The organism is Klebsiella sp. Q2 (genome assembly GCF_009900705.1).
Taxonomy (GTDB): Bacteria; Pseudomonadota; Gammaproteobacteria; order Enterobacterales; family Enterobacteriaceae; genus Klebsiella; species Klebsiella quasipneumoniae.
The window spans coordinates 85,267-108,368 of the sequence record NZ_JAAABE010000006.1; the positions used below are offsets into that span (position 1 = coordinate 85,267).

General features: G+C 56.9%; 20 protein-coding genes. 9 read left to right on the plus strand and 11 right to left on the minus strand.

Annotated elements, in window-relative coordinates:
- Positions 1–24: 24 nt before the first annotated feature.
- The 3 genes from GT756_RS21005 to GT756_RS21015 all read right to left on the minus strand — a co-directional run bounded on the left by GT756_RS21005 (position 25) and on the right by GT756_RS21015 (position 2,281).
- Complete coding sequence (locus GT756_RS21005) at positions 25–465, minus strand: PTS sugar transporter subunit IIA (protein WP_004204391.1); 441 nt, start codon at positions 463–465, stop codon at positions 25–27.
- A gap of 122 nt (positions 466–587) precedes the next feature.
- Entirely contained in the window at positions 588–1,358 is a 771-nt protein-coding gene (locus GT756_RS21010; RefSeq protein ID WP_004204389.1) for an ABC transporter permease, read from the minus strand.
- The gene (locus GT756_RS21015) at positions 1,355–2,281 is read right to left on the minus strand and encodes an ABC transporter ATP-binding protein (protein ID WP_004204387.1); all 927 of its coding nucleotides are present in this window, start codon (positions 2,279–2,281) and stop codon (positions 1,355–1,357) included. Before GT756_RS21015 ends, GT756_RS21010 begins: the two co-directional genes overlap by 4 nt.
- Positions 2,282–2,459: 178 nt before the next feature.
- Here GT756_RS21015 and can point away from each other — a divergent pair, with 178 nt between their 5' ends.
- Entirely contained in the window at positions 2,460–3,122 is a 663-nt protein-coding gene (can, locus tag GT756_RS21020) for a carbonate dehydratase (RefSeq protein ID WP_004204385.1), read from the plus strand.
- A gap of 55 nt (positions 3,123–3,177) precedes the next feature.
- Here the strand turns inward: can and hpt are convergent, their stop codons facing one another.
- Together hpt and GT756_RS25995 are read right to left on the minus strand one after the other, a co-directional pair.
- A complete protein-coding gene (gene hpt / locus GT756_RS21025; RefSeq protein WP_004204384.1) occupies positions 3,178–3,714 on the minus strand; it encodes a hypoxanthine phosphoribosyltransferase in 537 nt (178 codons plus the stop codon).
- A gap of 4 nt (positions 3,715–3,718) precedes the next feature.
- Positions 3,719–3,838 (minus strand): hypothetical protein, encoded by a 120-nt coding sequence (locus GT756_RS25995; RefSeq protein ID WP_032426021.1) that lies wholly within the window; start codon positions 3,836–3,838, stop codon positions 3,719–3,721.
- Positions 3,839–3,917: 79 nt separating this feature from the next.
- Here GT756_RS25995 and GT756_RS21030 point away from each other — a divergent pair, with 79 nt between their 5' ends.
- The gene (locus GT756_RS21030; RefSeq protein ID WP_023319745.1) at positions 3,918–6,308 is read left to right on the plus strand and encodes a glucose/quinate/shikimate family membrane-bound PQQ-dependent dehydrogenase; all 2,391 of its coding nucleotides are present in this window, start codon (positions 3,918–3,920) and stop codon (positions 6,306–6,308) included.
- Positions 6,309–6,383: 75 nt separating this feature from the next.
- Here GT756_RS21030 and cueO read toward each other — a convergent pair whose 3' ends face one another.
- Positions 6,384–7,985, minus strand: coding sequence for a multicopper oxidase CueO (gene cueO, locus GT756_RS21035; protein WP_049116607.1), 1,602 nt, complete (start codon positions 7,983–7,985; stop codon positions 6,384–6,386).
- Positions 7,986–8,130: 145 nt separating this feature from the next.
- Between cueO and GT756_RS21040 the strand changes: the two genes are divergently transcribed.
- The 5 genes from GT756_RS21040 (at position 8,131) to speD (ending at position 12,890) form a co-directional block, all read left to right on the plus strand.
- Complete coding sequence (locus tag GT756_RS21040; protein WP_004204381.1) at positions 8,131–8,478, plus strand: YacC family pilotin-like protein; 348 nt, start codon at positions 8,131–8,133, stop codon at positions 8,476–8,478.
- 246 nt (positions 8,479–8,724) lie between these two features.
- Positions 8,725–9,135, plus strand: coding sequence for a hypothetical protein (locus GT756_RS21045; RefSeq protein ID WP_004204380.1), 411 nt, complete (start codon positions 8,725–8,727; stop codon positions 9,133–9,135).
- Between the two features lie 674 nt (positions 9,136–9,809).
- A complete protein-coding gene (locus GT756_RS26000; protein ID WP_174562451.1) occupies positions 9,810–11,063 on the plus strand; it encodes an FKBP-type peptidyl-prolyl cis-trans isomerase N-terminal domain-containing protein in 1,254 nt (417 codons plus the stop codon).
- Positions 11,064–11,210: 147 nt separating this feature from the next.
- The gene (speE, locus tag GT756_RS21055; protein ID WP_032455562.1) at positions 11,211–12,071 is read left to right on the plus strand and encodes a polyamine aminopropyltransferase; all 861 of its coding nucleotides are present in this window, start codon (positions 11,211–11,213) and stop codon (positions 12,069–12,071) included.
- A gap of 24 nt (positions 12,072–12,095) precedes the next feature.
- A complete protein-coding gene (gene speD / locus GT756_RS21060; RefSeq protein ID WP_023319740.1) occupies positions 12,096–12,890 on the plus strand; it encodes an adenosylmethionine decarboxylase in 795 nt (264 codons plus the stop codon).
- 156 nt (positions 12,891–13,046) lie between these two features.
- On the opposite strand, the gene yacL is transcribed toward speD, so the two are convergent.
- Both yacL and acnB read right to left on the minus strand, forming a co-directional pair.
- Positions 13,047–13,409, minus strand: a complete 363-nt coding sequence (gene yacL / locus GT756_RS21065) for a protein YacL (protein ID WP_004204373.1) — start codon at positions 13,407–13,409, stop codon at positions 13,047–13,049.
- Positions 13,410–13,596: 187 nt separating this feature from the next.
- Positions 13,597–16,194, minus strand: a complete 2,598-nt coding sequence (acnB, locus tag GT756_RS21070; protein WP_017901168.1) for a bifunctional aconitate hydratase 2/2-methylisocitrate dehydratase — start codon at positions 16,192–16,194, stop codon at positions 13,597–13,599.
- 431 nt (positions 16,195–16,625) lie between these two features.
- Here acnB and GT756_RS21075 point away from each other — a divergent pair, with 431 nt between their 5' ends.
- Positions 16,626–18,260, plus strand: a complete 1,635-nt coding sequence (locus tag GT756_RS21075) for a DUF3300 domain-containing protein (protein WP_114508562.1) — start codon at positions 16,626–16,628, stop codon at positions 18,258–18,260.
- Positions 18,261–18,271: 11 nt separating this feature from the next.
- Positions 18,272–19,078, plus strand: a complete 807-nt coding sequence (locus GT756_RS21080) for a DUF2950 family protein (protein ID WP_017901170.1) — start codon at positions 18,272–18,274, stop codon at positions 19,076–19,078.
- 43 nt (positions 19,079–19,121) lie between these two features.
- On the opposite strand, the gene GT756_RS21085 is transcribed toward GT756_RS21080, so the two are convergent.
- From GT756_RS21085 to aceF, 3 genes are all read right to left on the minus strand, one after another.
- A complete protein-coding gene (locus tag GT756_RS21085) occupies positions 19,122–19,406 on the minus strand; it encodes a hypothetical protein (RefSeq protein WP_004204367.1) in 285 nt (94 codons plus the stop codon).
- A gap of 164 nt (positions 19,407–19,570) precedes the next feature.
- Entirely contained in the window at positions 19,571–20,995 is a 1,425-nt protein-coding gene (gene lpdA, locus GT756_RS21090; protein ID WP_002888731.1) for a dihydrolipoyl dehydrogenase, read from the minus strand.
- Between the two features lie 206 nt (positions 20,996–21,201).
- Complete coding sequence (aceF, locus tag GT756_RS21095; RefSeq protein ID WP_114508561.1) at positions 21,202–23,097, minus strand: pyruvate dehydrogenase complex dihydrolipoyllysine-residue acetyltransferase; 1,896 nt, start codon at positions 23,095–23,097, stop codon at positions 21,202–21,204.
- Positions 23,098–23,102 lie beyond the last annotated feature (5 nt).

Consider the following 23,102-nt stretch of genomic DNA (forward strand, 5'->3'; position numbering starts at 1 on the left):
CAAAAGCGGCATCTGTCCCGCTGCTTAATTTCCAAAGGTATCATGACGCAACCGGAACGGGGGGTTCTTCTGCTGCTGATGCCACAGGCTGCTCACCATCGGACCGCCCGCGCTGACGATAGCCTGGCGAAACGCCTCGCTGCTTAACGTATTCCGCAGCAGATACATTCGCTCAAGTAATGAATAGCTGACGCCGGAGATCACTTCGCAGTGGGTATGTTTGTGGCTCATCAGCGCCGCGGCCCGATAAGGCGCCGCGCCGGTTCTGTCGGTAAGGAAAATGACCCCGTCCCCGGAGTCGGTGGCATGCAGCGCATCGCACATCATCCGGCTCAACATATTGCTGCTGAGATTGCGCCAGTAATTGACCGCCCGGCACTGGGCCAGTGGACCAAATTTTTGTTCAAGACGATCCAGCATCTCCTGCGCCAGCTCATCGTGGCAGGTAATGACCCAACCAAGCATGCTTCCCTCCTTAGCCAGCCAACAATGTAGCAAGGGGAAGATGGCGTATCGGTGATGGCGGTCAAAGATAAGCGGTTAGCGCTTCGCGTATTGGCGTCCGGAAGCGCTAACCGTGATGAGTATCAGCTACGCAGGCCGCGGCCGCGCTGGATTAACGACCAGCAGAGGAGATAGAAGGCGACGATGAAGACCACCAGCACCGCAAAGGTGGTCACCAGCGGCACATCGTTGATACCGAGGAAGCCGAAGCGGAAACCGCTGATCATGTAGACGATGGGGTTCAGATGCGACAGCCCCTGCCAGAACGGCGGCAGCAGGGTCAGCGAGTAGAACACCCCGCCGAGATAGGTCAGCGGCGTCAGCACAAAGGTCGGGATCAGGCTGATGTCATCGAAGGTCTTGGCAAACACCGCGTTCAGCAGCCCGGCCAGCGAGAACAGCACCGCGGTAAGGAGCAGCGTCAGGGCGACAAACAGCCAGGAGTGAACCTGGAACGGCACAAAGAACAGCGACACCGCGGTCACCAGGATGCCCACGCACAGCCCGCGCGCCACCCCGCCGCCCACGTAGCCGGCGATAATCACGTGCGTCGGCACCGGTGCCACCAGCAGCTCCTCAATGTTGCGCTGAAACTTGGCGCTGAAGAACGACGAGGCGACGTTGGCGTAAGCGTTGGTGATCACCGCCATCATGATCAGGCCCGGCACGATAAACTGCATATAGGTAAAGCCATGCATCTCGCCGATGCGCGAGCCGATCAGGTTGCCGAAAATCACGAAGTACAGGGTCATGGTGATCACCGGCGGCACCAGCGTCTGCACCCAGATGCGCATAAAACGGTGGATCTCTTTGGTCCAGATGCTTTTCAGCGCGACCCAATAAAGCTGCATCATGCTGACTCTCCTTTTCGCTCATGCACCAGGGTGACAAACAGCTCTTCCAGACGGTTGGCTTTGTTACGCATACTCAGTACCTGCACCCCCTGGGCGCTCAGCTGCGCGAAGACGCTGTTAATCCCCTGCTCGCGCAGGACCTCCACTTCCAGCGTCGAGGTATCGACCAGCTGATACTGGTAGCCCTCGAGCTTCGGTACCGGGCTTTTTGGCGCGAGGTCGAGAATAAAGGTCTCTGACTTCAGCTTCGACAGCAGCGCTTTCATCGAGGTGTTTTCCACCAGGGTACCGTGCTGGATGATGCCGATGTTGCGGCACAACATTTCGGCCTCTTCGAGATAGTGGGTGGTCAGAATAATGGTGGTTCCGCGATCGTTGAGATCCTTGAGGAAGCCCCACATCGAGCGGCGGAGTTCGATATCGACGCCGGCGGTCGGCTCGTCGAGGATCAGCAGCTTCGGCTCATGCATCAACGCGCGAGCGATCATCAGGCGGCGCTTCATCCCGCCGGAGAGCATCCGCGCGCGTTCACTGCGTTTTTCCCATAGATCGAGCTGTTTTAAGTACTTTTCGCTGCGGGCGATGGCTTCTTTACGCTCAACGCCGTAGTAGCCCGCCTGGTTAACGACGATCTGCTGCACGGTCTCGAACGGGTTAAAGTTAAACTCCTGCGGCACCAGGCCAAGCTGGCGCTTGGCGTTGACGACATCTTTCTCCAGATCGTAGCCAAAGACATTGACCTGACCGGAGGTTTTGTTCACCAGCGAGCTGATGATGCCGATCGTCGTGGATTTTCCCGCCCCGTTCGGGCCCAGCAGGGCATAGAAATCCCCCGCTTCAACCTGCAGGTCGATTCCCCGCAGTGCCTGAACCCCGCCGGGGTAGGTTTTTTTGAGCTGTTTTAATTCCAGAGCAATGGTCATTAAATATCTCTTCTCGTGTCATGACACGTCATTAACCCGCCTGACTGACGTTTGCGCTGTACTGTCGCGGACAGCGCATCTGCAGCCGGAAGTATCACGGGTTAAGATGGTTTTAAAAAAGGTGAGCTTACCCTATATTAGCGCAACGCACTTACTTGGTTACAGGCCGATAACGTCCATGAATGATATAGATACACTCATCAGCAACAATGCACTATGGTCAAAAATGCTGGTGGAAGAGGACCCCGGCTTTTTTGAGAAACTGTCGCAAACGCAGAAACCGCGCTTCCTGTGGATTGGCTGTTCTGACAGCCGCGTTCCCGCAGAGCGACTCACCGGCCTGGAGCCAGGCGAACTGTTTGTGCATCGTAACGTGGCGAATCTGGTGATCCACACCGACCTCAACTGCCTGTCGGTGGTGCAGTATGCCGTCGATGTCCTTGAAGTTGAGCACATCATTATCTGCGGCCACTACGGCTGCGGCGGCGTGCAGGCGGCGGTGGAGAACCCGGAGCTGGGGCTCATCGACAACTGGCTGCTGCATATCCGCGATATCTGGTTTAAACACAGCTCGCTGCTGGGGGAAATGCCGGAGGAGCGCCGTCTGGATACCCTTTGTGAACTGAACGTGATGGAGCAGGTATACAACCTGGGACATTCGACGATTATGCAATCCGCGTGGAAGCGCGGACAGAAGGTGACCATCCACGGCTGGGCTTACGGGATTCACGACGGACTGCTGCGCGATCTGGATGTCACCGCCGTGAGCCGGGAAACCCTCGAACAGCGCTATCGCCACGGGATCTCCAACCTCAAGATCAAGCACATCAACCACAAATAGCCTTCAGACTTAGCCACTCAGGCGCGAGCGGCGCGCGCCTGAGTGGAATATCCCCTTACTCGTCCAGCAGGGTGACTTTGCCGATATACGGCAGATGGCGGTAGCGCTGAGCGTAGTCGATACCGTAGCCCACCACGAACTCGTCCGGAATGGCGAAACCGACGAACTCAACCGGGACATTCACTTCACGGCGGCTTGGTTTATCCAGCAGCGTACAAATGGCCAGCGACTTCGGCTCGCGCAGACTGAGGATCTCACGCACTTTAGACAGGGTATTGCCGGAGTCGATAATGTCTTCCACGATCAGTACGTCTTTACCACGGATGTCTTCGTCCAGATCTTTGAGGATTTTCACATCACGGGTGGTGGACATGCCGCTGCCGTAGCTCGAGGCGGTCATAAAATCGACTTCATGCGGCACCTGCACTTCACGGCACAGGTCGGCCATGAACATAAACGAGCCGCGCAGCAGCCCCACCAGCACCATTTCGCTGCCGCTGTCCTGATAATGTTCGTTGATTTGACGACCCAGTTCCGCGATGCGCGCTTTGATCTCGGATTCCGGGATCATCACTTCTACAGTATGTTTCATAAGACTAACCATTTGATTCTAAATATAAATCATCAAAGCCGCTGCTTTCGCCCCGACGATGACCGGCAAGCCATCCAGTATACCAGCAAAAAGAAATCTGCGGTGCAGGGATTAATAAAGCCATATTTGTGATTCCGATCACACTTGTTAAATCCTATAATTAATTGCAGTTAAAAAATTAACAAACACATGAGTAACTTTCTATGGCTGAAACAAAGTCTCAACAATCAAGGCTCCTGGTGACGCTGACTGCGCTATTTGCAGCGTTCTGCGGCCTCTATCTTTTAATCGGCGGAGCATGGCTGGTCGTGCTTGGCGGCTCCTGGTACTACCCCATCGCCGGTCTGGTGATGCTGGGCGTGACCGTGATGCTGCTGCGCGGCAAGCGCGCTGCGCTGTGGCTGTACGCCGCGCTGCTGCTGGCGACCATGATCTGGGGCGTCTGGGAAGTCGGCTTCGACTTCTGGGCGCTGACGCCGCGTAGCGACATCCTCGTCTTCTTTGGTATCTGGCTGATCCTGCCTTTTGTCTGGCGTCGTCTGCCGGTGCCTTCCGCTGGCGCCGTAGGCGCGCTGGTCGTCGCCCTGCTGATCAGCGGCGGCATGCTGACCTGGGCTGGTTTTAACGACCCGCAGGAGATCAACGGCACCCTGAGCGCCGACGCCACCCCGGCCGCGCCGATCTCCAACGTTGCCGACGGCGACTGGCCGGCCTATGGCCGCAACCAGGAAGGTCAGCGCTTCTCCCCGCTGAAGCAGATTAACGCCGACAACGTGAAGAACCTGAAGGAAGCCTGGGTGTTCCGCACCGGCGACCTGAAACAGCCGAACGATCCGGGTGAAATCACTAACGAAGTGACACCGATTAAAGTCGGCGACACGCTCTTCCTGTGTACCGCCCATCAGCGCCTGTTCGCGCTTGACGCCGCCACCGGTAAAGAGAAATGGCATTTTGACCCGCAGCTGAACGCCGACCCGTCATTCCAGCACGTCACCTGCCGCGGTGTCTCGTATCACGAAGCGAAAGCGGATAACGCCCCTGCTGACGTCGTGGCCGACTGTCCGCGCCGCATTATCCTGCCGGTGAACGATGGTCGCCTGTTCGCAGTAAACGCCGACAACGGTAAGCTGTGCGAAACCTTTGCCAACAAAGGTATTCTCAACCTGCAGACCAATATGCCAGTGACCACGCCGGGCATGTATGAACCCACTTCCCCGCCGATTATCACCGATAAGACCATCGTGATTGCCGGCGCAGTCACCGATAACTTCTCTACCCGTGAGCCGTCAGGCGTGATCCGCGGTTTTGATGTGAATACCGGGAAACTGCTGTGGGCCTTCGATCCAGGCGCGAAAGATCCGAACGCCATCCCAAGCGATGAGCATCACTTCACGCTCAACTCACCGAACTCCTGGGCGCCTGCCGCCTACGACGCCAAACTGGATCTGGTCTATCTGCCGATGGGCGTGACCACTCCGGATATCTGGGGCGGCAACCGCACGCCGGAGCAAGAGCGCTATGCCAGCTCGATTGTCGCGCTGAACGCCACCACCGGTAAACTGGCCTGGAGCTACCAGACCGTCCACCACGACCTGTGGGATATGGACATGCCTTCTCAGCCGACGCTGGCTGACATTGAAGTCAATGGCAAAACCGTGCCGGTCATCTATGCTCCGGCGAAAACCGGCAACATCTTCGTGCTGGATCGTCGTAACGGCGAGCTGGTGGTCCCGGCCCCGGAAAAACCGGTCCCGCAGGGCGCCGCCAAAGGCGATTATGTGGCCAAAACCCAGCCCTTCTCCGATCTGAGCTTCCGTCCGAAGAAAGATCTGACCGGCGCGGACATGTGGGGCGCCACCATGTTCGACCAGCTGGTGTGCCGCGTGATTTTCCACCAGATGCGCTATGAAGGTATCTTTACCCCGCCGTCTGAGCAGGGCACCCTCGTCTTCCCGGGTAACCTGGGGATGTTTGAATGGGGCGGCATCTCCGTCGATCCGAACCGTCAGGTGGCTATCGCCAACCCAATGGCGCTGCCGTTCGTCTCTAAACTGATCCCACGCGGCCCGGGTAACCCAATGGAACCGCCGAAAGATGCGAAAGGCTCAGGCACCGAGTCCGGCGTGCAGCCGCAGTACGGTGTCCCTTACGGCGTCACCCTGAACCCGTTCCTGTCGCCGTTCGGCCTGCCGTGCAAACAGCCGGCATGGGGCTATATCTCCGCGCTGGATCTAAAAACCAACGAAGTGGTATGGAAAAAACGTATCGGTACTCCGCAGGATAGCCTGCCGTTCCCGATGCCGGTTAAACTGCCGTTCACCATGGGTATGCCGATGCTGGGTGGGCCAATCTCCACGGCGGGTAACGTCCTGTTCATCGGCGCGACCGCGGATAACTACCTGCGCGCGTACAATATGAGCAATGGTGAGAAACTGTGGGAAGCCCGTCTGCCAGCCGGCGGCCAGGCGACTCCGATGACTTACGAAGTGAATGGCAAACAGTATGTTGTCATCTCTGCCGGCGGTCACGGCTCGTTCGGCACAAAAATGGGCGATTATATCGTCGCCTATGCGCTCCCGGATGAGGCGAAATAAAACGCAAAACGGCAACGAAAGTTGCCGTTTTTTTTGTCTTGATCCCCTATTTCCACGCGCCAGGGCTATACCGCCCTAAACCGTGAACCCCAACATCATCCCGGTGTCTTCATGTTCCAGCAGGTGGCAGTGGGCCATATAGGCAAACTCCTTCGGCGCCGGATGATCAAACTTCACTAATACTTCACTCACGTCCCCTTCCACACGAACGGTGTCTTTCCAGCCGCTACGATGCGCCGCTGGCGGCTTGCCGTTTTCGCTAAGGATGCGGAACTGGGTGCCGTGAATGTGGAACGGATGCAGCATCATGTCGCCCTTGCCGGAGATGACCCAGCGTTCATACTCTCCTCTGGCGGCGGCAAACATCGGCACATTCATGTCGAAGGCTTTGCCGTTGATGCGGTTGGCGTTATGGAAATCAAACCCCTTAGCCGACGACATACCATGATTCATGCCGGACCCGTGGTTCATGTTGCTCATGTCGCCGTGGTGCATACTCCCCATGTCGCCCATCCCGCCGTGCCCCATCATGCCGTGATCCATTCCGGCCATCGCCTGATCGCCATATTTCTCCATCAGCGCCTGCATGCCCATCCTGTCAAGCATCGGATCCATCGACAGCTGGAGCTGACGCTGCGTCAGCCCCGTCAGGGACGGTAGCGCCGGCAGAGCGGCCAGGGTATCCAGCAGCTTGCCGGAGGCAGGAATGACCAGCGGCTGGACGCGCAGTACCGGCTGTGGTTTATCGAAAGGCGCAATGGCCATGCCCATCTGGCTCACCGGCAGGGTCACCAGATCAAAAGGTTTACCGTCGCTGGTGTCCACCAGCACCTCAAAACGCTCCCCCATCAAGACCGGCAGTTCATTGACCTTCACCGGCTCCGCCAGCAGACCGCCGTCGCTGGCCACCACGTACAGCGGGCGCTTATCGCTGGTCGCAAAATTGAGGGAACGGGCATTACAGCCGTTCAGCAAGCGCAGACGTAGCCAGCCGCGCGGGGCGGCATGTTCAGGATAGAGAGCGCCATTGGTCAACAGCGTATCGCCAAACCAGCCGACGGCGGCGCTCATGACATCCAGCTGATAATCAATTTCGCCAGCGGCGGTAAACTTCTTGTCCTGTACGATAACCGGTACATCATCGATTCCCCACTGCTTCGGCAACAGCAGGCGTCCGCTCTCTTCATCCTCGATCAGCACCAGCCCCGCCAGCCCCATCGCCACCTGCCGACCGGTGGTCCCGTGCTGATGGGGGTGAAACCAGCAGGTGGCCGCCCGTTGCGTTGGCGTGAAGCTCACCGTCCGAGTGGAGCCCGGGGCGATAACCCCCTGCGGTCCCCCGTCGACCTCGCCCGGGACCTCCAGACCATGCCAGTGCAGCGTGGTCTCTTCTGCCAGCTGGTTAGTAATGTCCACCGTGATGGTCTTCCCCTGCGTCAGCTGCAGCGCGGGCCCCAGCAGCGAGCCGTTATACCCCCATGTGGTGGCGTTCATCCCGCCAAATTGCGTTTTGCCCGCCTGGATGGTCAGCGCGATACGGTTGCGCGCATCGGCCGTCAACAGCGACGGTACCGGCAGGGCCGGGCGACTGGCTGCAAAGACCGCACGGCTCCAAAGCGGTAACGCGCTGGCCATGCTGACCGCGGCGGTCAGTTTGAGGAAGTCTCGACGTTGCATATTCACATCCTTTTATTCTGCGGGCGAATATTTGAGCTTAAACCCTACCGTAACGGGAAGGTCAAGCAGAAGAGTGAGAATAAAGATCGGCGCTGTGTAAAGAAGTATGCTAATTTGAAGCGTCGGTGATCTAACGGTAGAAAAAATGAAGACGCTTTTCAGAACAATGGTACTCGGCAGCCTGCTTACTCTCTCCGCCAACAGCTACGCGCTCAGCGAATCCGAAGCGGAAGACATGGCTGATTTAACCGCGGTTTTTGTGTTTCTGAAAAATGACTGTGGCTACCAGAACCTGCCCAACACACAGATCCGGCGCGCTCTGGTGTTCTTTGCCCAACAGAACCAGTGGGACCTGAGCAACTACGACAGCTACAACATGAAAGCGCTTGGCGAAGACAGCTATCGCGATCTCAGCGGCATTAACCTTCCGACGGCGAAAAAATGTAAAGCGCTGGCCCGCGATTCACTTAGCCTGCTGGCTTACGTCAAATAATTTCCCGCGCGGGCGGCAACGCGCCGCGCTTTTCCCCTCCTCACCCGCCTCTAATATTTACAATTATTATTTTATATAAAATAAACCTTATATATATCGCAATACATCAATCCAATAAATAAATTAAACCCGTACTAACAGTCTTTCCAGAAAAAAAGCAATAAAATATCCCTAGTGATATATTGCAAAATAAAAATCAGCCTTTTAGAATCCGTTGAAAATATATCTACTTCATGGACTGAAATTGTGAATATCTCGCTGACTCTTCGTATTATTCCACTCGCCGCTATGTTATTAGCCGGCTGTAGCAATACCGCCTCTCGCCAGCAGGTAAAACCGCTCACCACTCCGCTAACGTCACAGCAGCAGGCAGAGCAGGAGCGCGCGGCTAGCGAACAAGCGCGCATTGAATCCTGCCGACAGGCGCTGGACTCGCTAAAAGAGGTTAACCCACAGCAGGCAACCAAACTCAGCAATGACTTCAATGCCTTAGTGCGTGCGGCATCACAATACAACAGCGTGCGCGAGAAAGTGGCGGATCCCACCCGGCTTGGCATTGACTCCATGTATCAGTTTAAATCCATCAAACTATGCGCCGATATCCAGAAAACGCTGATCGATAGCCTGGTACAGCGGGGTGAAAGCAAACAGCCATGAACAGAGCCGCCACGCTGACCCTCAACGCGCCCCTGCTGATGCTCGTCGCGGCGCTGGCGCTTTCAACACCGTTCTTCGCCGGCGCCGCGCCGGCGTTTCTTGACTACGCCCAGCAGCAAACCCAGGCGCATGAAAAAAGCGATGCTGCAACCGCAAAGCAAACGTCAGGCGATCGTCAAAATGCGGATAATAAAAAAAAGACGCCTAATACCGCGCAAATGCAAAAAAGAATCGCCAGCCAGCAGGCGACCATTGAAAAAAAAGATAAAACTATTCAGCAATTAAAAAAACAGCTTGCTAACACTCCGGCCACCGAAACCTCCATCGCAAATGAGCAAGCGGCATTAAATAAAAAAATAAAAGAATTACAGGTCGCCTTAACCGCCGCCACCGCGAAAAATGAGGCGTTAATTAAAAAAGAAAGTACAGCCCAGAATACTATTCTGCAGCAAAATCAGGCCGCCGCGCTGCAGCAGATCCAACAATTAACGTCACAGCTTCAGAAAGCCGAAGCTGAAAATAAACGGCTCAGCGCCAGCCTCACCGCTCTGAATACGGATAAACAGACGCTCGCTACCCGGTTGGCCGCGATGGAAAAAGTGCAGCAGGCCGCTCCTGACCACGCAAAAGCCCTCGCCGCCGACAAGCAGTCGTTAACCACCCGGCTGGCCGTGATGGAAAAAGAGAAGCAGACCGCTCTCGAGCAGCTCAAAGCCCTTAACGCCGATAAGCAGTCGCTGGCTAACCGGCTCGCCGCGGCAGAGAAGACGCAGCAGACCGCCCTCGACCAGGTTAAAGCCCTTAACGCCGATAAGCAGTCGCTGACAAACCGGCTCGCCGCGACAGAGAAGACGCAGCAGACCGCCCTCGACCAGGTCAAAGCCCTTAACGCCGATAAGCAGTCGCTGGTTAACCGGCTCGCCGCGGCAGAAAAGACGCAGCAGACCGCCCTTGATCAGGTCAAAGTCCTTAACGCCGATAAGCAGACGCTGGCTAACCGGCTCGCCGCGGCAGAGAAGACGCAGCAGACCGCCCTCGACCAGGTCAAAGCCCTTAACGCCGATAAGCAGTTGCTGGCTAACCGGCTCGCCGCGGTGGAAAAAGCGCCATCGAGCCGCGCCGATGCCGCCGTGGCGGTAAAAGATGAGCCCTCCGAGACGGCGGCCATAGTGGCGGCCTATCGCCTGCAGGCGGACAAAGATAACGCCCAGCTGCGGATGAAAGAGGATGAAATCCAGCTGCTGCGGACGCAGCTGACGGTCCCGCCGAGAAATACCACCGGCAAAACCGCCGCCAAACTCAGCGCGCCAGGTGAACAGCAGGCTTACGCCATCGGCGCCTCGATGGGTACAGAGGCGCTTAATGTCCTCACGACTCGTCGCACTCAGGGGGTTAACGTCGACGCTGGCCTGGTGCTGCAGGGCATCGAAGATGCTTTCAGCGGCCAGCTTCGCCTCGGCGAACAGGAGCGTAACAAAGCGCTGTTTGACATTTCACAGCAGGTTTTCCAGAACCTGAATAAAATCGAGCAGAAAAACATCAGCGCCGGTCAGAAATACCAGCAGGCGTTTGCGCGCAAAAAAGGTGTGGTCTTCAAAGAGGGCGTCTACAGCCGTATCGATTACCCGGGTAAAGGAAAAATTAGCGGCAACGATCTGGTGACCGTGGTGATCAAAGAGATGCTGACGGACGGAACGGTGATCAATGATATGGAGACGAAAGATCAGGCGCTTACCCAGAAACTGGATGCCTATCCCCCGATATTTCGCGGGCCGCTGAAGCGCCTGCAGAACCACGGCTCCGTGACGCTGGTCGTCCCGCCCGACAAAGCCTATGGCAGTAAAGGGTTGCCACCGAAGATCCCCCCAGGCGCCACCATGGTCTATTCCGTGCGGATAGTGGATAGCCAACCCGCGCCGGCAAAATAGCCCTGTCTCCCCACCGCCCTCTCCGGGCGGTGCTGTTATTCCTGCCGCATTGCTGCAATAACCGCCGTGCATCCTCATCTATAGTTGTCTATGATGTTGCACTCGTTTTACGGGTGTAACAGATGTTAACGAAGGAGGAGCCTCACCGTGGCCGATAATCCACTGTGGCATGAAACGCTGCATGACCATTTTGGTCAGTACTTTAGCGTTGATAACGTGCTGTACCACGAAAAAACCGATCATCAGGATCTGATCATCTTTGACAACCGCGCCTTTGGCCGGGTGATGGCGCTGGATGGCGTCGTGCAAACCACCGAACGCGATGAGTTTATCTATCACGAAATGATGACCCACGTGCCGCTGCTGGCTCACGGCAACGCCAAGCATGTCCTGATCATCGGCGGCGGCGATGGCGCGATGCTGCGCGAAGTCTCTCGTCACCGCAGCATCGAAAGTATCACCATGGTGGAAATCGACGCCGGAGTGGTCTCATTCTGCCGCCAGTACCTGCCCAACCATAGCGCCGGCGCCTATGACGATCCGCGCTTTACGCTGGTGATTGATGATGGCGTCAATTTTGTTAACCAGACGACGCAAACGTTTGACGTGATCATTTCGGACTGTACCGATCCTATCGGCCCGGGGGAAAGCCTCTTCACCTCGGCTTTTTATGAAGGCTGCAAACGCTGCCTGAAGCCGGGAGGAATTTTCGTTGCGCAGAACGGCGTCTGCTTCTTGCAGCAGGACGAAGCGGTGGGCAGTCATCGTAAGCTGAGCCACTATTTTCGCGACGTCAGCTTCTACCAGGCGGCGATTCCGACCTATTACGGCGGGATCATGACCTTTGCCTGGGCGAGCGACAACGAGGCGCTGCGCCATCTTTCCAGCGAAATCATTCAGGCGCGCTTTCACAAAGCCAACCTGACCTGCCGTTACTACAATCCGGCAATCCATACGGCGGCCTTCGCCTTACCACAATATCTGCATGATGCTCTGTCCGCACCGTGAAGCGAAATAAGGGGGTGAACTAAATTGAAAAAATTGAAGCTGCATGGCTTTAACAACCTGACCAAAAGCCTGAGTTTTTGTATCTACGATATCTGTTACGCCAAAACGGCAGAAGAGCGCGACGGCTACATCGCCTATATCGACGAACTCTATAACGCCAATCGCCTGACAGAGATCCTGACCGAAACCTGCTCTATTATTGGCGCTAATATCCTGAATATCGCCCGCCAGGATTATGAACCCCAGGGCGCCAGCGTGACCATTCTGGTTAGCGAAGAGCCCGTCGACCCGCGGCTTATCGACCAGACCGAACACCCCGGCCCGCTGCCTGAAACCGTGGTCGCCCATCTCGATAAAAGCCATATCTGCGTGCATACCTATCCGGAGAGCCACCCGGAAGGCGGTCTGTGCACCTTCCGCGCCGATATCGAAGTCTCTACCTGCGGGGTTATTTCACCGCTCAAAGCGCTGAACTATCTGATCCACCAGCTGGAATCGGACATTGTGACCATTGACTACCGCGTGCGCGGCTTTACCCGCGACATCAATGGGATGAAGCATTTTATCGATCATGAAATCAACTCAATTCAGAACTTTATGTCTGACGATATGAAGTCGCTGTATGACATGGTCGACGTCAACGTTTATCAGGAAAATATCTTCCATACCAAAATGTTGCTTAAGGAGTTCGACCTTAAGCATTACATGTTCCATACCCGACCGGAAGAGTTGACCGCTGAAGAGCGCAAGGTCATTACCGACCTGCTGTGGAAAGAGATGCGCGAGATTTACTACGGCCGCAATATTCCTGCCGTGTAATGCCTCAAATGCCCGGCGGCGATTTTGCGCGCCGGGCCTGGGTTCTGCGCCGGCGGGAAGCGGGGGAAAGGTACTCGTCGCGACCCGGGGATGTGCCCTGCGCACGCGACGCTTAGCCGGGCTACGGTTTTCCGCAGCCCGGCGCAAAACGAGTCATCAACGCTGCTGCATAAACTCACGATAGGCGGCAACCACCTGCAGGAAATCCTCAACACCACACAGAGAGAGGCTTTCTTCGTCGTAGTAGCTCATCCCCTCCTCGATTTCGTCGCCGGAAAATTCCAGCTGATTGGCGCGGATCATCACCTCTTCGCCATCCAGCCACAGCGTATATTCATGTCCGGCACGCTGCCAGGAACGTTCACTGCCTTTCACGGTGCGCGCAGCCTGCTCCACTTCGTCAAGCAGAGCAAGATTGTCTTTCACCTCCTCGTTGAACCAGTGGCCAATCGCCTCGTGATCCATCGACATTCGCACCTTTACCACTCCGGTAATATCGCGCAGAAATTCGTAGTCCATCGTCTTTTCCTCTGCAAGGGCAATGCGTCACCGCTGCACTGTACCCATGGAGTAATTATCGCAGCAGACCGAAAGAAAAAAAGCGTAACAGGCAGGAGGTTTGGAAATAAAAATGCCCGGTGATGCAATGTTCACCGGGCATTGGGGAGTTTGTAGCCAAACGGTCAGCCAGGCTGACCGAATGGTTTTACACCGCGGTCTGGAAGATCACGCCGTCAGCTTTTTCAGTGTACTGATCCAGCTGGTTGAAGTTCAGATAGCGATAGGTATCTTCCGCTGTCTTATCCACCTGCGCAACGAAGGTCTGGTACTCTTCCGGCGTCGGCAGTTTACCAAGCAGAGAAGCCACCGCTGCCAGCTCGGCAGAGGCCAGATAGACGTTAGCGCCGGTACCTAAACGGTTCGGGAAGTTACGGGTAGAGGTGGAAACCACCGTCGCGCCGTCGGCGACGCGCGCCTGGTTACCCATACACAGGGAACAGCCAGGGATTTCGATACGCGCCCCGCTCTTACCAAATACGCTGTAGTAACCTTCTTCGGTCAGCTGCGCGGCGTCCATACGGGTTGGCGGCGCCACCCACAGGCGAGTCGGCAACTGGCCTTTGTGGCTGTCCAGCAGCTTACCGGCGGCACGGAAGTGGCCGATGTTGGTCATGCAGGAGCCGATGAACACTTCGTCGATTTTCTCGCCCTGTACGTCAGACAGCAGGCGGGCATCGTCCGGATCGTTCGGCGCGCACAGAATCGGCTCTTTGATATCCGCCAAATCGATGTCGATCACTGCCGCGTATTCCGCGTCAGCATCGGCTTCCAGCAGCTGCGGATCCGCCAGCCATTTCTCCATGCCCTGGATACGACGCTCCAGGGTACGGCGGTCGCCGTAGCCTTCGGCGATCATCCACTTCAGCAGGACGATGTTGGAGTTCAGATACTCAACGATCGGCTCTTTGTTCAGCTTGATGGTGCAACCTGCAGCAGAACGTTCAGCGGAGGCATCGGTCAGCTCGAACGCCTGCTCCACTTTCAGATCCGGCAGACCTTCAATCTCAAGGATGCGGCCAGAGAAGATGTTTTTCTTACCTTTCTTCTCAACGGTCAGCAGGCCCTGCTTGATGGCGTACAGCGGGATCGCGTGGACCAGGTCGCGCAGCGTAATGCCCGGCTGCATTTTACCTTTGAAACGCACCAGCACCGATTCCGGCATATCCAGCGGCATCACGCCGGTCGCGGCGGCGAAGGCCACCAGACCAGAGCCCGCCGGGAAGGAGATCCCGATGGGGAAACGGGTGTGGGAGTCGCCGCCGGTGCCCACGGTATCCGGCAGCAGCATGCGGTTCAGCCAGGAGTGGATCACGCCATCGCCCGGACGCAGTGAGACGCCGCCGCGGTTCATAATGAAGTCCGGCAGAGTATGGTGCGTGGTGACGTCAACCGGCTTCGGATAGGCTGCGGTGTGGCAGAAGGACTGCATCACCAGGTCAGCGGAGAAGCCCAGGCACGCCAGGTCTTTCAGTTCATCACGGGTCATTGGACCGGTGGTGTCCTGAGAACCGACGGAGGTCATTTTCGGCTCGCAGTAGGCGCCCGGACGGATACCGGCAACGCCGCAGGCGCGGCCAACCATTTTCTGCGCCAGAGAGAAGCCGCGGGTGCTTTCCGCCACGTCTTTCGCCTGACGGAAGACATCGCTGTGCGGCAGACCCAGCGCTTCGCGCGCTTTGGTAGTCAAACCGCGACCAATGATCAGCGGGATACGGCCGCCGGCGCGCACTTCATCGATCAGCACATCGGTTTTCAGCTCGAAGCTGGCCAGCAGTTCGTTGGTTTCGTGGTTACGCACTTCGCCTTTGAACGGGTAAACGTCAATCACGTCGCCCATGTTCAGGTTTGACACATCCACTTCGATAGGCAGCGCGCCTGCATCTTCCATGGTGTTGAAGAAGATTGGCGCGATTTTGCCGCCCAGGCACAGGCCGCCGCCACGCTTGTTCGGCACGTTCGGGATATCGTCGCCCATAAACCACAGCACCGAGTTGGTGGCCGATTTACGTGAAGAGCCGGTCCCGACCACGTCGCCAACGTAGGCCAGCGGGTAGCCTTTCTGCTGCAGGGCTTCGATCTGTTTGATCGGGCCAACCACGCCCGGCTGATCCGGTTCAATGCCTTCGCGGGCGTTTTTCAGCATCGCCAGGGCGTGCAGCGGGATATCCGGACGCGACCAGGCATCCGGCGCCGGAGACAGGTCATCGGTGTTCGTTTCGCCAGTCACCTTGAAAACGGTAACGGTGATTTTTTCTGCCAGCTGCGGGCGGTTCAGGAACCACTCAGCGTCGGCCCAGGATTGCATGACCTGTTTTGCGTGCTCGTTACCTGCTTTCGCTTTCTCTTCCACGTCGTAGAAGTTATCGAACATCAGCAGGGTATGGGACAGCGCTTTCGCGGCGATCGGCGCCAGTTTCGCGTCGTCCAGGGCATCGATCAGCGGGTGGATATTGTAACCGCCCTGCATGGTGCCCAGCAGTTCAACGGCTTTTTCAGGGGTAACCAGGGGGGAGGACGCTTCGCCTTTGGCGATCGCGGCAAGGAATCCAGCTTTAACATAGGCGGCTTCGTCAACGCCCGGCGGTACACGATTAATCAGCAGGTCTAACAGGAATTCTTCTTCGCCCGCAGGCGGGTTTTTCAGCAGTTCTACCAGCGCGGCCATTTGGGTTGCATCTAAGGGTTTGGCAACAATCCCCATGGCGGCACGCTCAGCTACGTGCTTACGGTATTCTTCTAGCACGACGGTTCTCCTCGCTTCTCATTGTCATAATGCGGCCTACACGTCTTCAATCAATCTGCTTCGGTATTGGCAGTTTGCCGCCTTGACGCATCTTGAAGGATTTAGTGGCTGGGCGATTTTCTTCACGCTCCTGTGAGACAGCAGTTTGTAGGGTAAATGCCCGATACCGCGTCGGCAGCATAGCAGGATTTTTGAAAGGTGTTAATCTGTTTACAAAAAAGCAACATTAAAATTTAGCTGAATCGTTAAGGGCAGGATATTGCAGGCTTTCTGTTCAAATCCCGCGACAAAAATTCCTTTCCATGTACAACGCCATGGGCCGATCCCAACAATCATCAATAAAAAGCCATACCGCTTACTTATACTCAGCAAACGCGCCGTTTTCGCCGATACTTTAGCGAGATGGGTTACTTTTTGGGTCAGGAGCTTCTATGTCACTGCCGTTCAAACCCCATATTATCGCCCTGCTCTGTAGCGCTGGTTTACTCGCGGCGGCGGGAACACTCTATGTGCAAAGCCGTACTCCAGAGACGGTCACTGAGCCGACGGCGCAGGCTGCGCCGGCACCCACTCCAGCCACACAGCCAGTCGCCGCGCAGCCGGTAGCCACCACCTACACCCAGGCGCAGATTGATCAGTGGGTTGCCCCCATCGCGCTCTATCCGGACAGTCTGCTGTCGCAGGTGCTGATGGCCTCCACCTACCCGGACAACGTCATGCAGGCGGTGCAGTGGTCCCAGGATAATCCCTCCATGAAAGGGGATGCCGCCGTTCAGGCTGTTGCCAGCCAGCCGTGGGATCCCAGCGTCAAATCGCTTGTCGCTTTCCCGGCCCTGCTGGCGATGATGGGCGAGAATCCGCCCTGGGTGGAAAATCTGGGTAATGCGTTTTTGGCCCAGCCGCATGATGTGATGGACTCGGTGCAGCGTCTGCGTGCCATCGCCCAGCAGACAGGGACGCTGAAATCTACGCCGCAGCAAAAAGTGATTGTCGCCGCAGCGGCGCCTGCGCCGGCCTCCACCTCGAAAAGCAGCACGGTAACAACGTCAACGACCAGCGCGGCGGCGCCCGCACCGACGCAGGTCATAAAAATAGAACCGACCGATCCACAGGTGGTCTATGTTCCCAACTACAACCCCTCCACCGTCTATGGTACCTGGCCGAACAGCGCCTATCCTCCGGTCTATCTGCCGCCGCCTCCCGGGGAGCAGTTTACCGATAGCTTCGTCAAAGGCTTCGGTTACAGCCTGGGCGTGGCGACCACCTGGGCGCTGTTCAGCAGCATCGACTGGGATGATGATGACCACCACCATCACGATGACGACTACCACCGCGGCGATTACTCGCATAACGGCGATAACATCAATATCAATGTGAATAACTTTAACCGCATTACCGGACAAAACCTGCCGGGCGACCGCGTAAACTGGCAGCACAACCCCGCCTATCGCGGTCACGTGCCATACCCCGATAATACCGTCGCCCAGCGCTTTCATCAGACCAACGTATCCGGCGGACTGAGCGCGACCCAGCATGCGCCGGTCGATCGTGAGACGCAGCGCCAGGCGGCGATGGCCCAGCTTCAGCAGCGCAGCGCGCCGACCGCCACGGCGGGCAACCTGGCGGCAAACACCGCCTCGCGCGATGCCCAGCGTCAGGCGGCCTCGGCGCAGTTGAAACAAGCCACCCAGCGCAGCAACTACCGCGGTTACGACAGCGAGCCGACATCGACCCAGCAGCGTCGAGACGCGGCGAAAGCGCAGTTGAAAAAACCGACGCCGCAGCAACAGCAGCGTAGGGAAACCATTAAGAGCCGCGAGCAGAATACTACACCGCAGCAGCAACAGCGCCGGCAGCAGCTCCAGTCCGCCACGCCAGCCCAGCGTCAGCAGACGGTCAGTCATCTGCGCGCCAGCGCCCTTAGCGGCAACGAAAGCCGCGCCCCCTCCTGGCAAGCGCAGCAGGAACGGGGACGGCAGAGTCGTCAGTTTTCCAGCGTAAACCGCGAGCAGCGCGACGGCGCCAGAGAGCGTCTTTCTGAACACCATGAACTACGCCGCCGCTGAGGATGAGCAGAATGAGAAACCCATTACCAATTGCCCTGTTCACGTTAATGCTGTCGCCGCTTGCCGCCTTCGCCCAGCAGCAGTATGCCACCCCCGAGCAGGCCGCAAGCGCGCTGGCCGAGGCGATCGGCCAGCAAAATGATGCGGCGCTGAGTGAAGTGCTTGGCGATAACTGGCAGCATTTTTTACCCCCCGACGGGATCGACCCCACTGCCGTCGACCGCTTCCAGCGCGACTGGCAGGTGAAACATGTGATTGTGCAGCAGGGTGAAAAAGCCTGGCTCGACGTCGGTAGCGAAGCATGGCGGCTGCCAGTCCCCATCGTCAAAGCATCCCAGGGCTGGCGCTTTGATATGGCCGCTGGCGAAGAAGAGATCCTCACCCGCGCTATCGGCCGTAATGAACTGTCGGCGATAGCCGCCATGCATGCCTACGTTGACGCCCAGCAGGATTACTATCAACTGAACCACCGCTGGGCGCAGAAAATCATCAGTAGCGAAGGCAAAAAAGATGGTCTGTACTGGCCCACCTCGCCGGGCGAAGCGCCAAGTCCGCTTGGGCCAGCCTTTAGCCCGACGGTTCCCGGCAGCGGCTACCATGGCTACCGCTTCCGCATTATCACCGGTAGAGATGAGCAGAGCGTCGCCTTGCTGGCGTGGCCGGTGGCGTGGGGGGAAACCGGCGTGATGAGCTTTATGATCGATCAGCACGATACCGTTTATCAGGCCAATCTCGGTGAAGAGAGCGCGGCAAAGGCCCAGGCGATAACGCGCTTTGCCCCCGACGCTGACGCCGGCTGGCAGGTGGTCAACCCATAAAAAACGCCCGGTTACGTACACGCAACCGGGCGTTTTCATTCGCTTAGCCCTGGTGGGGCATCAGCGACGGATCGCCGGCAAAGGCTGGTTTTGTACTGGACAATGCCGATTCGTCAGCGCTGATGCTGCCGGAATTCGCCGCCCATACTCCTTCACTGGTCTTGGTCACTTGCTGATGCTGAGCATTCAGATCCTGGCCCATCGCCGCAATATGGGTCGTTTCCGTACCACCGCTGTTATCCGCCCACGGAATCGTGGCGTCAGCCGCGCAGGCGACACCGGATAAGCACGCTGCTGCGACCAGCGCTGTAGTTAAAAAGCGTTTCATCACACACCTCATTGATATCGTTAACTACCTATAAGTTTACAAAGTGACTATTTACAAAGTATGTATGAGGTGTAGCGGTTTATGAATAGCGACATAGTTCTAAACATCAGGCATAAAAAAAGCGGCTCCGGGAGCCGCTTATGCTTTTTGCCTGAAAGGAAAAGTTACTTTTTCTTCGCTTTGGCATTCGGCAGGTCGGTGATGCTGCCTTCGAAAACTTCTGCCGCCAGGCCAACAGACTCGTGCAGAGTCGGGTGAGCGTGGATAGTCAGCGCGATGTCTTCAGCGTCACAGCCCATCTCGATAGCCAGGCCGATCTCACCCAGCAGCTCGCCGCCGTTGGTGCCGACAATCGCGCCACCGATAACACGGTGGGTCTCTTTGTCGAAGATCAGTTTGGTCATGCCGTCTGCGCAGTCGGAAGCGATAGCACGGCCGGAAGCAGCCCACGGGAAGGTGGCGGTTTCGTAGCTGATGCCTTTCTCTTTCGCTTCTTTCTCGGTCAGACCGACCCATGCCACTTCTGGCTCGGTGTAGGCGATCGATGGGATCACTTTCGGATCGAAGTAGTGCTTCAGGCCGGAGATAACTTCTGCGGCAACGTGACCTTCGTGGACGCCTTTGTGCGCCAGCATCGGCTGACCGACGATATCGCCGATAGCAAAGATGTGCGGCACGTTGGTGCGCATTTGTTTGTCAACGCGGATGAAGCCACGATCGTCAACTTCCACGCCCGCTTTGCCTGCGTCGAGGTTTTTACCGTTCGGTACGCGGCCGATAGCCACCAGCACGGCGTCGTAACGCTGTGCTTCCGCCGGCGCTTTTTTGCCTTCCATGGAAACATAAATACCGTCTTCTTTTGCTTCAACGGCAGTCACTTTGGTTTCCAGCATCAGGTTGAATTTCTTGCTGATGCGTTTGGTGAAGACTTTCACCACATCTTTATCGGCAGCCGGGATGACCTGGTCGAACATTTCAACCACGTCGATCTCTGAACCCAGCGCATGGTATACGGTACCCATTTCCAGACCGATGATACCGCCGCCCATGACCAGCATGCGTTTCGGCACAGATTTCAGCTCCAGGGCGTCGGTGGAGTCCCATACGCGCGGATCTTCATGCGGAATAAATGGCAGTTGAATCGGACGGGAGCCCGCCGCGATGATGGCGTTGTCGAAGTTGATCACGGTTTTGCCGTTTTCGCCTTCCACTTCCAGGGTGTTAGCGCCGGTGAATTTACCCAGACCGTTAACCACCTTCACTTTACGCCCTTTGGCCATGCCAGCCAGACCACCGGTCAGCTGAGTGATGACTTTTTCTTTCCAGGTGCGGATCTTGTCAATGTCAGTTTTCGGTTCGCCGAAAACGATGCCGTGTTCGGCCAGCGCTTTCGCTTCTTCGATAACTTTTGCCACGTGCAGCAGCGCTTTAGAAGGGATACAACCCACGTTCAGGCACACCCCACCGAGGGTGCTGTAACGTTCTACGATGACGGTTTCCAGACCTAAATCAGCGCAACGGAAGGCTGCAGAGTAGCCTGCAGGACCTGCCCCAAGTACCACGACCTGAGTTTTGATTTCAGTACTCATCATGACCTCTGTAATTTATATCCGGCGGGTCTGACGCTATTATTTTTACGCCCAAGTCCACCGGGACGTTCTATCCGCGTGTATTTTACAAAATTGTTAACAATTTTTAAACAACAAACGGCAAACGATTTTGTCCTTTGTTGCTGATAATCCCAAACAGCCTGAGGTTATCAGAAAAAAGCCGGCCGTCAGGCCGGCTTTTTCAATTACATCACCAGGCGGCGAATGTCGCTCAGGGTGTTGTTGATGATGGTAATGAAGCGGGCACCATCAGCACCGTCGATGACGCGGTGGTCGAAGGACAGAGAGATCGGCAGCATCAGACGCGGCACGAACTCTTTACCATTCCATACCGGCTCCATCGCGGACTTAGACACGCCGAGGATGGCCACTTCCGGCGCATTAACAATCGGCGCGAAGTGGGTGGTACCCAGGCCGCCGATGCTGGAGATGGTGAAGCAACCGCCCTGCATTTCGCCCGCCGTCAGTTTGCCATCGCGCGCTTTCTTCGAGATGGTGGTCAGTTCACGAGACAGCTCGGTGATGCTCTTCTTGTTCACGTCTTTAAAGACCGGAACCACCAGACCGTTCGGGGTATCCACCGCCACACCGATGTTGATGTATTTCTTCAGCGTCAGACGCTGACCATCTTCGGAGAGCGAGCTGTTGAAGCGCGGCATCTGCTCAAGCGCAGCGGCCACGGCTTTCATGATGAAGACAACCGGGGTGAATTTCACGTCCAGTTTACGCTTCTCAGCTTCGGCGTTCTGCTGCTTACGGAACGCTTCCAGATCGGTGATATCGGTTTTATCGAAGTGGGTAACGTGCGGGATCATGACCCAGTTACGGCTCAGGTTGGCACCAGAGATTTTCTGGATACGGCCCAGCTCCACTTCTTCGATTTCACCGAACTTGCTGAAGTCAACCTTCGGCCATGGCAGCATGCCCGGGATACCGCCGCCAGCGGCAGCAGCAGGCGCCGCTTCAGCACGCTTAACAGCGTCTTTCACGTAAGCCTGAACGTCTTCGCGCAGGATACGACCTTTACGGCCGGTGCCTTTCACTTTCGCCAGGTTAACGCCGAACTCGCGCGCCAGACGGCGAATCAGCGGAGTGGCGTGGACGTAAGCGTCGTTTTCAGCGAATTCGGTTTTACCTTCCGCTTTCGCAGCCGGTGCCGCGGCAGGCTTAGCGGCCTGAGCCGGAGCTGCAGCCGGTGCCGGCGCAGCCGCCTGAGCCGGTGCGGCGGCAGGCGCAGCGCCTTCCACTTCGAAGACCATGATCAGGGAGCCGGTTTTGACTTTATCGCCGGTGCTGATTTTGATCTCTTTGACGGTGCCCGCGAACGGCGCCGGCACTTCCATAGACGCTTTGTCGCCTTCGACGGTGATCAGGGACTGCTCAGCAGCCACTTTATCGCCGACTTTTACCATCACTTCGGTCACTTCAACTTCGTCGCCGCCGATGTCCGGTACGTTAACGTCTTTCGCACCGCCAGCCGCAGCTGGAGCAGCCGCCGCCGGAGCAGCAGCCTGAGCAGGTGCGGCAGCAGGCGCAGCGCCCGCCACTTCGAAGATCATGATCAGGGAGCCGGTGGACACTTTATCGCCGGTGTTGATCTTGATCTCTTTCACGGTACCCGCGAACGGCGCCGGCACTTCCATCGAGGCTTTATCGCCTTCGACGGTGATCAGAGACTGCTCAGCCGCAACGGTATCGCCCACTTTCACCAGAATTTCAGTGACTTCAACTTCGTCACCGCCGATGTCCGGCACGTTCACTTCTTTCGCTGCCGCGGCAGCTGCTGGAGCAGCGGCGGCCGGAGCGGCTTCTTTCTTCTCTTCCTGCGCAGGTGCAGCTGCTGCACCGTCGGCGGAATCGAATATCATGATAAGTGCGCCGGTCTCGGTTTTATCGCCGACGGAGACTTTAATCTCTTTCACGACGCCAGCCTGCGGAGACGGGACTTCCATAGAGGCTTTATCGCCTTCTACGGTGATCAGCGACTGTTCAGCTTCAACTTTGTCGCCCACTTTGACCAGAATCTCGGTGATTTCAACTTCATCAGCCCCGATGTCCGGTACTTTGATTTCGATAGCCATTATTC

Excerpts from the sequence above, each read along its gene's own strand:
- GT756_RS21005 (WP_004204391.1), bottom strand. The coding sequence starts at position 465 with ATGCTTGGTTGGGTCATTACCTGCCACGATGAGCTGGCGCAGGAGATG.
- GT756_RS21010 (WP_004204389.1), bottom strand. The coding sequence starts at position 1,358 with ATGATGCAGCTTTATTGGGTCGCGCTGAAAAGCATCTGGACCAAAGAG.
- GT756_RS21015 (WP_004204387.1), bottom strand. The coding sequence starts at position 2,281 with ATGACCATTGCTCTGGAATTAAAACAGCTCAAAAAAACCTACCCCGGC.
- can (WP_004204385.1), top strand. The coding sequence starts at position 2,460 with ATGAATGATATAGATACACTCATCAGCAACAATGCACTATGGTCAAAA.
- hpt (WP_004204384.1), bottom strand. The coding sequence starts at position 3,714 with ATGAAACATACTGTAGAAGTGATGATCCCGGAATCCGAGATCAAAGCG.
- GT756_RS25995 (WP_032426021.1), bottom strand. The coding sequence starts at position 3,838 with ATGGCTTTATTAATCCCTGCACCGCAGATTTCTTTTTGCTGGTATACT.
- GT756_RS21030 (WP_023319745.1), top strand. The coding sequence starts at position 3,918 with ATGGCTGAAACAAAGTCTCAACAATCAAGGCTCCTGGTGACGCTGACT.
- cueO (WP_049116607.1), bottom strand. The coding sequence starts at position 7,985 with ATGCAACGTCGAGACTTCCTCAAACTGACCGCCGCGGTCAGCATGGCC.
- GT756_RS21040 (WP_004204381.1), top strand. The coding sequence starts at position 8,131 with ATGAAGACGCTTTTCAGAACAATGGTACTCGGCAGCCTGCTTACTCTC.
- GT756_RS26000 (WP_174562451.1), top strand. The coding sequence starts at position 9,810 with ATGGAAAAAGAGAAGCAGACCGCTCTCGAGCAGCTCAAAGCCCTTAAC.
- yacL (WP_004204373.1), bottom strand. The coding sequence starts at position 13,409 with ATGGACTACGAATTTCTGCGCGATATTACCGGAGTGGTAAAGGTGCGA.
- GT756_RS21075 (WP_114508562.1), top strand. The coding sequence starts at position 16,626 with ATGTCACTGCCGTTCAAACCCCATATTATCGCCCTGCTCTGTAGCGCT.
- GT756_RS21080 (WP_017901170.1), top strand. The coding sequence starts at position 18,272 with ATGAGAAACCCATTACCAATTGCCCTGTTCACGTTAATGCTGTCGCCG.
- GT756_RS21085 (WP_004204367.1), bottom strand. The coding sequence starts at position 19,406 with ATGAAACGCTTTTTAACTACAGCGCTGGTCGCAGCAGCGTGCTTATCC.
- lpdA (WP_002888731.1), bottom strand. The coding sequence starts at position 20,995 with ATGAGTACTGAAATCAAAACTCAGGTCGTGGTACTTGGGGCAGGTCCT.
- aceF (WP_114508561.1), bottom strand. The coding sequence starts at position 23,097 with ATGGCTATCGAAATCAAAGTACCGGACATCGGGGCTGATGAAGTTGAA.